8 protein-coding genes are annotated in these 9,857 nt (G+C 74.5%); 2 read left to right on the forward strand and 6 right to left on the reverse strand.

Translation table 11 applies throughout. From position 1 onward, the window contains the following. Nucleotides 1–964, forward strand: a 964-nt coding sequence (locus tag ACFV6I_RS17015; RefSeq protein ID WP_380426011.1) for a PleD family two-component system response regulator, incomplete at its 5' end; no start/stop codon positions are given. Nucleotides 965–1,069: 105 nt separating this feature from the next. Here the strand turns inward: ACFV6I_RS17015 and ACFV6I_RS17020 are convergent. Further along, complete coding sequence (locus ACFV6I_RS17020) at nt 1,070–2,731, reverse strand: long-chain fatty acid--CoA ligase (protein ID WP_380426013.1); 1,662 nt, start codon at nt 2,729–2,731, stop codon at nt 1,070–1,072. A 147-nt stretch (nt 2,732–2,878) separates the two neighbouring features. Further along, nucleotides 2,879–3,736, reverse strand: a complete 858-nt coding sequence (locus ACFV6I_RS17025; RefSeq protein ID WP_063348575.1) for a glycoside hydrolase domain-containing protein — start codon at nt 3,734–3,736, stop codon at nt 2,879–2,881. Between the two features lie 152 nt (nt 3,737–3,888). Here ACFV6I_RS17025 and ACFV6I_RS17030 point away from each other — a divergent pair, with 152 nt between their 5' ends. Continuing rightward, a complete protein-coding gene (locus tag ACFV6I_RS17030; protein WP_208869089.1) occupies nt 3,889–4,953 on the forward strand; it encodes a DMT family transporter in 1,065 nt (354 codons plus the stop codon). Nucleotides 4,954–5,005: 52 nt separating this feature from the next. Here ACFV6I_RS17030 and ACFV6I_RS17035 read toward each other — a convergent pair whose 3' ends face one another. The 4 genes from ACFV6I_RS17035 to ACFV6I_RS17050 all read right to left on the reverse strand — a co-directional run bounded on the left by ACFV6I_RS17035 (nt 5,006) and on the right by ACFV6I_RS17050 (nt 9,468). Next, a complete protein-coding gene (locus ACFV6I_RS17035) occupies nt 5,006–5,791 on the reverse strand; it encodes a pyridoxal 5'-phosphate synthase (RefSeq protein WP_244293416.1) in 786 nt (261 codons plus the stop codon). A 618-nt stretch (nt 5,792–6,409) separates the two neighbouring features. Continuing rightward, nucleotides 6,410–6,739 carry a hypothetical protein gene (locus ACFV6I_RS17040; RefSeq protein ID WP_380426015.1) on the reverse strand — a complete coding sequence of 110 codons (330 nt, stop codon included), beginning with the start codon at nt 6,737–6,739 and terminating at the stop codon, nt 6,410–6,412. A gap of 424 nt (nt 6,740–7,163) precedes the next feature. After that, on the reverse strand, nt 7,164–8,528 hold the full coding sequence (locus ACFV6I_RS17045; protein ID WP_380426017.1) for an FAD-binding oxidoreductase: 1,365 nt from the start codon (nt 8,526–8,528) through the stop codon (nt 7,164–7,166). Nucleotides 8,529–8,640: 112 nt separating this feature from the next. Continuing rightward, nucleotides 8,641–9,468, reverse strand: coding sequence for a MerR family transcriptional regulator (locus ACFV6I_RS17050; protein ID WP_380426019.1), 828 nt, complete (start codon nt 9,466–9,468; stop codon nt 8,641–8,643). Nucleotides 9,469–9,857: the final 389 nt, after the last annotated feature.

Consider the following 9,857-nt stretch of genomic DNA (forward strand, 5'->3'; position numbering starts at 1 on the left):
CCCGTCCGGCCCGCGCCCGGTCGGCACCGGCCTCGCCGAACTCGCGCCGCCGCGCCCGCTGGGCGGTTCGCCGACGCCCGCCGCCGGACCGCAGCCGCCCGTCCCGGCCGAGACCAGGACCGCCCCGCGCCCGATGGCCGAACTGCCCGCCGCCGCCGGCGACCGGACCGACGAACAGCCGCCGACCATGGCCAGCCCGAACGGCTCGAACGGCTCGAACGGGGAGGGCGGCAGCGCCCGTCGGCTGCTGGTCTGGCCCGAGCCCGATCCGGCCACCCGGCAGGCGCTCCAGGAACGCGGCTACCGCCCGGTGATCGTCCGCTCCCGCGAGGAGGTGGACGCCCAGGTCGCCGGCTTCCCCGCGGCGCTCTTCGTCGACCCGCTGACCAGCCCGATCACCCGCACCGCGCTGCAGTCGCTGCGCACCGCCGCGCTCAACAGCCGCGTCCCCGTGCTGGTCACCGCCGGTCTCGGCCAGGCCACCCGGGACGCCGCGTACGGCGCCGACCCGGCCGTGCTGCTGCGCGCCCTCGCGCCGCGCGACGGCGAGCACCACGCCCCGCGCGTCCTGCTGGTCGAGGGCGACCCGGACATCGCCGCCGCCATGATCAGCAGCCTGGAGCGGCGCGGCATGCACGTCGAGCACGCGGTGGACGAGAACGACGCCGTCGCCCGGGCCAGCAGCGTGCAGCCCAACCTGGTGGTGATGGACCTGCTCCAGATCCGCCGCCGCCGGGTCGGCCTGCTGGACTGGCTGCGCGCCAACGACCGGCTGCACCGCACCCCGCTGGTGGTCTACACCTCGGTGGACCTCGACCCGCGCGAACTGCCCCGGCTGCGCACCGGCGAGACGGTGCTGTTCCTCGCCGAGCGCTCGACCAGCGCCGACGTCCAGTCCCGGATCGTCGACCTGCTCGGGCGGATCGGCGCGATGGGCGAGGCGGGCGTCGCCGCGGCGGGCTGACCGCTCCCTGACGCCGAAGGTCCGGCGAGATCCACCAGGCACGCGCCGAGGGCCGGCCACCCCGCTGGAACGGGGGTGGCCGGCCCTCGGCGGTCGGGCGGGCGGCTACTCCTTGCCGAGCACCGTCACGTCCAGTTCGTCCGCCGCGTAGCTGGCGCGGATCACCTTCTTGTCGAACTTGCCGACCGAGGTCTTCGGCACCGACTCGACGATCGACCAGCGCTCCGGCAGCTGCCAGGAGGCGATCCGCCCGGCCAGGAAGGCCCGCAGCTCGCTCAGCCCGGCCGTGGCACCCGGGCGCAGCACGACCGTGGCCAGCGGGCGCTCGCCCCACTTCTCGTCCGGGACGGCGACCACGGCGGCCTCGGCCACCTCGGGGTGGGCCATCAACTGGTTCTCCAGTTCGACCGAGGAGATCCACTCGCCGCCGGACTTGATCACGTCCTTGGCCCGGTCGGTGAGGGTCAGGTAGCCGTCGGCGGTGATGGTGCCGACGTCGCCGGTGCGCAGCCAGCCGTCCTCGGAGAACTTGTCGTCCGGCCGGACCGGGTCCTGCCCGGCACCGCCGTAGTAGGCCCCGGCGATCCACGGGCCGCGCACCTCCAGCTCGCCCGCCGCGACGCCGTCGTGCGGCATCCGCTCACCGGACGGGCCGACCAGCCGGGCCTCGACGGAGGCCGGGAAGATGCCCTGGGTGACGCGGTAGGGCCACTCCTCCTCCGGGGTGAGGCCGCCGGGCGGCTGGGCGAAGGAGCCGAGCGGCGAGGTCTCGGTCATGCCCCAGGCGTGCAGCACGCGGATTCCGTGGCGCTCCTCGAAGCCCTTCATCAGCGAGGGCGGGCAGGCGCTGCCGCCGATGACCACCATGCGCAGGCTGGAGGTGTCGTAGTCGCCCGCGTCGAGCTCGTCCAGCAGGCCGCTCCAGATGGTCGGGACGGCGGCGCCGACGGTGGGCCGGACGGCGGCGATCATCTCGGCCATCGGCTTGGGCTGGAGGAAACGATCCGGCATGAGCAGGTTGGCGCCGGACATGAAGGCGGCGTGCGGGATGCCCCAGGCGTTCACGTGGAACATCGGGACCACCGGCAGCGCGGTGTCGCGCGGGGTGAAGGCGAAGTTGTCGCCGGTGTTGACCTGGAGGCAGTGCAGGTACACCGAGCGGTGGCTGTAGAGCACGCCCTTCGGGTCCCCGGTGGTGCCGGAGGTGTAGCAGAGCACGGCGGCCTCGCGCTCGTCGAGGTCGCTGCGCCACGGGTAGGCGGTGGGCCGGCCGGCGATCAGCTCCTCGTAGTCGTGCACGGTGCCCGGGAAGCCGGCCAGCAGCGAGCGGTCGGCGGGGCCGTTCACCACGATGTGCCGGAGCGTCGGGGCGAGGTCCGGCAGGACGGCGGCGAGCAGCGGGAGCACGCTGCCGTCCACGATCACCGTGTGGTCGGCGGCGTGGTTGACGATGAACGACAGCTGGTGGGCGGGCAGCCGCAGGTTGAGCGTGTGCAGCACGGACCCCATCGCGGGGACGGCGAGGTACGCCTCCAGGTGGACCGAGTTGTTCCACATCAGGGTCGCGACCCGGTCGTCCCCGGTCACCCCCAGTTCGTCGCGGAGCGCGTGGGCGAGCTGCGCGGCCCGCGCCCCCACCTCGGCGTACGTCCGCACGACCGGCCCGGTGCCGTCCCAGGTGGTGACGGTGGACCGGCCGTGGATGGTGGACCCGTGCTCCAGAATCCGGGCGACGGTGAGCGGGACGTCCTGCATCGTGCTGAACACGGGTCCTCCTTGACCTGGCGGCACTGGCGGCTGCGCCTGCGGCACCTACCGGGCGGTAATGCGCGCGGACGTGCCCGATTGTGCCGCCCCGCCCCACCCGCTGTCAGTATCCCGGCCCCGTTGCCCGGATCACGGATCGGCGACGCGTCAGCCGGCGGTCGGGCCGTCGACGTGGTTGCGGTCGATCGTGAGGGCGGCGCCGCCGTAGGTCTCCTCGACGTTGCCGCGGTACTGGTGGACGCGCTGGTGGTCGCCCCAGAGGCCGGAGCCGAGGGCGCCGGAATCGGCGGTGTCGGCCCGGTCGTCCCAGCGGGCGTACCAGAGGGCGTCGGGCAGCGGGAAGCTGCCGGCCCGGGCTGCGGCGGCCAGGTCGGCGATGCCGGAGTCGAGGCTGGAGTAGAAGCCGGAGCGGTAGCCGGCGGCGTGCAGGGCCTGGGTCCAGCCGACGGCGAAGTCGACCACGGCCTGGCCGCAGGCGGGGTCGTGCATCGGGTAGGCCTCGATGTCGAGGTAGACCGGGCCGCCCTTGCCGAATCCGAGCGAGCCCATCGCGTGGACGGCTTCGGTGGCCTCGTCCCGGCCCTGCTCGACCGCGTGGGCGGGGTCGATCCGGCGCGGCTTGCGGGCGAGTTCGCTGCACGGCGCCTGGAGCCCGACGTGGGCCGGCAGGAAGCGCCAGCCCAGTGCGCGGGCCTGGCGCACCCACTCGGCGGTGAGCCGGGGCTGGCCGCAGCCGCGCTGGGCGCCGCTGACGTAGATGCCGAGCGCGCCGTACGGGGAGACCCCGTGCCAGGCCCGCAGGGTGTCGAGGGGCGGCGCGGTGCAGGCGTCGAAGGCGGGGCCGGTGAAGTCGTCGTGGATCCTGGGCGGGCCGAACCGGTCGGGCAGGGTGAGGGCCCGGATGCGGGGGAGGGCGGCGGCCCCGGCGCTCACGCCCGTCCCGTCGGTGGCCAGCAGGAGCACGAGGGAGGCGGCGAGCAGGGCCGCGGGGCGGAGATAGCGCACCCGCCCTTGCTACTGACGGACCATCGGACGAATGCGGCAACCACGCCGGGCGCACCGGGCGAGCCCACCCTTTCGGCCGCACCCGTCCACATCCGTCCCGATAGTTGTAACGAGCTTGCCCGTTCATCACTCCTTACGGCAAACTCGCCCATATGCCCAGCTCCCATCCCAGCGAAACCACCGCCCCGATGCCGGCTGCCGCCGTCGCCGAGGCGCTTGCCATGCCGCCCGCCCCCCAGGGCGAGCCCGCCGGCGAGCGGGGCAGCTGGCGACGAGGCGGGACACCCGGCTCCACGGCACCGCCCGACGCGCCCCCCGGCCGGCCCACCGGCCGACTCCCGAAGGTCCTGCGGCGCCCGGAGAGGATCCCGGCGCCGCTTCTCTGTCTGACCGCGATGTTCCTGGTGCAGACCGGGATCGCCCTGTCCAAGCCGCTGTTCGGCCCGCTCGGGGTCAGCGGCACCACCTTCCTGCGGCTGGGCTTCGCGGCGGTCATCCTGCTCGCCGTCACCCGGCCCCGGCTGCGCGACAAGCGCCCGCGCGACCTCGCCGCGGCGGCCCTGCTGGGCGTGGCCTCGGCCGGGATGACCTTCCTGTTCGCCGGGGCGATCGACCGGCTGCCGATGGGCACCGCCGCGACCATCGAGTTCCTCGGCCCGCTCGCGGTCGCCCTGGTCTTCGCCCGGCGCGCCAGCCACCTGCTCTGGGCGCTGCTCGCCGCCGGCGGCGTCGTCCTGCTGACCCTGCTCGGCGAGGGCGGCGACGGGGGCGGGCTCGACCCGGTCGGCCTGCTCTACGCCTTCGGGGCCGCCGCCTGCTACGCCGCGTACATCCTGTTCACCGACAAGGTCGGCGCCGCCTTCCAGGGCTTCCAGGGCCTGGCGGTGTCGATGACGGTCGGCGCGCTCGCCCTGGCGCCGTTCGGGCTCGGCCAGGCCTGGGACGGGCTGACCGCGCCCGGCGCCTCGCCGCTGGGACTGCTGGCCGCGGTGGCCGGGGTGTCGCTGCTGCTGCCGGTGATCCCGTACGCGCTGGAGATGACCGCGCTGCGGCGGATGCCGCAGCGGGTGTTCAGCGTGCTGGTCAGCCTGGAGCCGGCGGTCAGCGCGCTGGTCGGCCTGGTGGTGCTCGGCCAGCTGCTGGGCGTGCCGCAGCTGGCCGGGATCGGCTGTGTGGTGGCGGCCAGCGTGGGAGCCACGCTGACCGGGCGGCGGTAGGACCGCACGACGGCGGGGCCCGGCCAGGCCGGGCCCTTGGGCCGTCAGACCGTTACGGCCACAGCAGGGTGCGCGACCACTCCGGGGTCCGGACCGGGCCGGTGCGGGTGTAGCGCAGCCGGACGTGCCGGCGCTGCGCGTCGCCCTGCCAGTACTCCACCTCGTGCGCCCACAGGGTGTAGACCGCGTGCCCGGCCGCGACCGCGTCCGGAGTGGCCTCCAGCCGGCGGCGGGCGACGGCGACGGCCTCGTCGTACTCGGCGAGCGAGGCCATCGGCTCGCTCTGCCGCCCGACCAGCGCGCCGACCCGGGCATCCGGGGAGCGGGTGGCGAACTCGGCGGCGGCGACCAGGTCGGCGGCCCGCTCGACGGTGCCGCGAACCCGCACCTGGCGGCCCAGCTGGGGCCAGTAGACGGTCAGCGCGGCGGCCGGGTGGTCGGCCAGCTGGCGGCCCTTGGGGCTGTCGGCGGCGGCGGAGAAGACCCAGCCGGTGCCGGACGCGTCGACGTCGCGCAGCACCAGCACCCGGGCGTCCGGCAGGCCGTCCGCGTCGACCGTGGAGAGGGTGACCACCTGCGGGTCCGGCACGCCGGCGGCCAGCGCGGTGGCGAGCCAGTCCACGAACAGCGGGCCGGGCTCGGCGGGCGCGGCCTCGGCGTCGAAGGTCGGCAGCGGGCGGGCCATCGGCGGGCGGCCGAGCAGCAGCTCGGGCACGGACTTCGGCTCGGGCCGGTGCTCGGCCGGCTCCCGGCGGGCGTCCGGCCCGGGTCGCGGATCCGGCTCCGGTGCAGGCCAGGCCTCGCCCGGGCCGGTCAGGCCCTCCTCCTCCGCCGCCATCGCGCGCCCTCTCTTCCGGTTGCCGCGGTCGCCGCCCCGGCCGGGCCGTGGTTCCCGGGCCCGGGCACGTGGTGCGCTGTCGGAGCGCAACCGTACCGCCGAGCACCGACGGCTCCGGGCGCGGGCCCTCGCTGGACGCGTTCGGGGCGTCCGGGCGGGCCTCGGCGGGCGGTCCCGAGCGGTGTCGGCGGTGTCGGGCAGCCGGCGATGTCGGCGGTGCCGGACAGCTGGCGGTGCCGGGCAGCCGGCGACGAGCGGGCCCGTGCGGTTCGCGCCCGGCTCCGGACGCACTCGTGGGGGGGGGGGGGGTGGGGCCCGGCCCCCCCGGGCGGGGGGAGCGCGCCCGCTCTGGGGGGGGGGGGGGGGGGGGGGGGGGCGGGGGGGGGGCGGGGGGCGGGCGCCCGCGGCCGCGGCGGCTGGGGGCGCGGGCGCGGGGGCCGCCCCCCCCCCCGAGGCCGGCTTCACGGCGACCCTTTCCGCTGGCCGGTCATGCGCTGTTCTGATCCGCGCCCGGGCGGGAATTCCGCCCGGAGACTGGTTCGAGCCCCTCCGCGAGCGCTCAGCTCACCCGCGGCCGCCCACCTCCGGCGCCCCCGCCGTCGGTGGTGCCCGATCGGATCAGTGGAAGATCGGGGCGAACACGACGTTGATGTTCTTGTTGGACTGCCCGGCCAGGATGGTGCCCGTGTTGTCCTTCACCGCGAGGGTGTTGTTCTGGTTCGAGGCGCCGGCGCCGGTGGCGGTCTGCTGGGTGGAGATGTAGTTGCCGTCGACCCCGCCGAAGACGTTGCCCGTGCCGACGTTGGACACCACGCCGGCGTTGGAACCGGCGGCGGCGCCCGCACCGTTGTCGGCGGCCGCAGCGCCGGCCCCGGCCAGCAGCAGGCCGGCCGCGAGCGGGGCGGCGAGCAGGAATCCGGCCACCCGGCGGGTGTGGATGCGAGCCATGAGAGCCTCCAAGAAGCTGTAAATCGTGCAATTGTCGAGCAAGGGGTGCGGGAGTTCGCCGGCCAGACGAACACCTGCTGGCTGCGACGCCGAGAGACAGACTTCCGCAACAAATCGACAAAGCACTAGTCGGCGGGGCAGTTTTCGCCCGTTAGCGTGATATCCACCCGGGCTGCGCATAACGGACCGAAAATCGGACAGTGCGCCGACACACCTCTCTGAGCTGGCACTTTGCCCGAACGGCGACCTCTCGGAGGACCCTCCAGGTAGGGCGCTTCGCCATCACGCGAACCACCAGGCGCACCACCCCGGCGCAGGAAAATCAGGAAACGCGCCCCCAAAAAGTTCGACTACCCTCCCATGTCGACTTTTCCGGCCATTCTCAGGCCATCGGAAAGTCGTACTGGAATAGGGGGAAATACCATCAGACCATCTTGCCCGGGTTCATGATTCCCAACGGATCGAAGACCGCCTTCAGCTGTCGCTGGAGGTCCAGCGCGACCGGCCCCAGCTCGCGTGCCAGCCAGTCCCGCTTGAGCAGCCCCACCCCGTGCTCCCCGGTGATCGTGCCGCCCAGCTCCAGCCCCAGCGCCATGATCTCGTCGAAGGAGCGCTGCGCCCGCGCAGCCTGCTCCTCGTCCGAGCCGTCGAAGATCACGATCGGGTGGGTGTTGCCGTCCCCGGCGTGGCTGACCACCCCGATGGTCAGCGCGTGCCGCTCGGCGATCGCCGCCACACCGTTCAGCATCTCGGCCAGCCGGGAGCACGGCACCGCCACGTCGTCGATCATCGTGGTGCCCAACCGGTCCAGCGCGGGCAGCGCCAGTCGCCGGGCCTCCAGCAGCAGCTGCGACTCCGCCTCGTCCTCGGCCGGCACCACCTCGGTCGCCCCGGCCTCCCGGCAGAGCTCCGCCACCCGCGCCAGCCCGGCTTCCCGGTCCGGCCCGTCGAAGGCCACCAGCAGCAGCGCCCGGGTCGTCTCCGGCAGCCCCATCCGCCCCAGGTCGTTGACCGCCCGCACGCTGACCGCGTCCATCAGCTCCATCAGCGACGGGGTCAGGCCGCGCGCCATCACCTCGCAGACGGCCGCGCCCGCCGCGTCCACGCTCGGGAACTCCGCCGCCAGCGCCAGCTGCGGCGCCGGCGCGGGCCGCAGCGCGAGCACCGCCCGGACCACCACGCCCAGCGTGCCCTCCGAGCCGACCAGCAGCCGGGTCAGGTCGTACCCGGCCACACCCTTGGCCGTCCGGCGCCCGGTGGACAGCAGCCGCCCGTCCGCCAGCACCACGTCCAGGCCGAGCACGTACTCGCTGGTGACGCCGTACTTCACGCAGCAGAGCCCGCCCGCGCCGGTGCCGATGTTGCCGCCGATCGTGCAGGACTCCCAGCTGGACGGGTCCGGCGGGTACGACAGGCCGAACTCACCGGCTGCTCGCGACAGTTCGGCGTTCACGACGCCGGGCTCGACCACCGCGATCCGGTTCACCGGGTCGAGCTCCAGGATCCGGTTCAACTTCACCATCGACAGCACGATGCAGCCGTCCACGGCGTTCGCCGCCCCCGACAGCCCGGTCCGCGCCCCCTGCGGCACCACCGGCACCCGCAGCGCGGTGGCGGTGCGCAGCACGTGCTGCACCTGCTCGACCGTCTCCGGGAACACCACCACGGCGGGCGCACCGGCCGCACAGAAGCCGGCCATGTCATGGCGGTAGGCGGCGGTCACGTCCGGATCCACCACCACCGCCCCGGCCGGAAGGCCCTGCGCCAGTCGGTCCGTCAGGTCACCCATCGCCGCCTCCACTCGCCGCCCGCCGCCTCCACCGCACTCTGCCCGCCCGCCGGAGGCCCGGCAAGTGGGCCCCGGCGGGATCTGCGGGGCGTGGACCTCGGCCGGGCAGGGCCTACCGGCGGACCACCGGCTCCTGGAACTCCGTGACCCACCGCGCCGGGTCGTCCGGGCACTCCAGGTAGAGCTCCCGGGCGTAGCCGGCCGAGCGGTAGCCGTTCGCGTCGATGAAGCGGGCCAGCTCCTGGAAGCTCCCCATCGCCTCGTCCATCGAGCCGCGGTGCACGACCGTCGCCGCCTCCTCGATCGGCGGCAGGTCGAGCACCGCGAAGCCGTACCGGCCCGGCTCCACCGCCGGCCCGACCGGGACGGCCACCCGGATCAGCACCGCGCCCTCGCCCTCCGGCACGTCCTCGTACCGGGCGACGGACGGGCCCGCCTCGGCGATCCCGGCCTCGGCCAGCCGCCGGCACAGCTCCGCGAACAGCGGGCCGATCACCGGTCCGATGTCCTCCGGCTCGTAACTCGCGGCCACCGCGGTCAGTTCGGCCACCCGGACGGACGGCACCCGCTTCAGCACGACGTCGTGTGCGGACATGGTCCCCTCGCTCTCGATCGTCCGGAGCCTCGCCTCCACCCTGGTCAGCCGCTGCTCGTCCGCGGCGATCGCCTCGGCGAGTTGGGCCCGGCGCAGCCGCAGCATCCCGCGCAGTTCGGCCGCGTCCACCTGCTCGTCCAGGACGGCCCGCACCTGCTGCAGCGTGAAGCCGAGCTCCTTGAGCGCGATCACCCGGTTGAGCCGGGCGAGTTGGGACGCCTCGTAGGACCGGTACCCGCTGGCCGGGTCCACCCTGGCGGGCCGCAGCAGCCCGATCGCGTCGTAGTGGCGCAGCATCCGCACCGACACCCGGCCGTGGCTGGCGAAGTCTCCGATGTTCAACATGGTGCCCCCACTCCACCCCCTGCCACCGTGTCAGGGTCAACCCCCGCCGGCCGCAAACGCGAAAGGCGGGTGCCGAGTGATCTCGGCACCCGCCCTGAGCAGGTGGTTCTCCAACCAGCGGAGAGCGTGGGATTCGAACCCACGGTACGGGGTCACCGCACGACAGTTTTCAAGATCATTGAGGCCGCTCTCCCGCAAAAGCGCTTCTACCTGCGGCGGAGCAGTCATCCGACCGCACGATCGTACTCAGCGTTCCACGCATGTTCCACGAGGCCCCGGGGGGGGCGCGAAGGCGACAACCCCCCCACGCGGGTGGTTAGGGGCCCCCCCCCCCCCCCCCCCCGCGGGAGAACGCACACCCCACACACCGCGGGCGGGCAGAACAGGGG

The sequence above is a fragment of the Kitasatospora sp. NPDC059803 genome (assembly GCF_042732255.1).
Taxonomy (GTDB): Bacteria; Actinomycetota; Actinomycetes; order Streptomycetales; family Streptomycetaceae; genus Kitasatospora.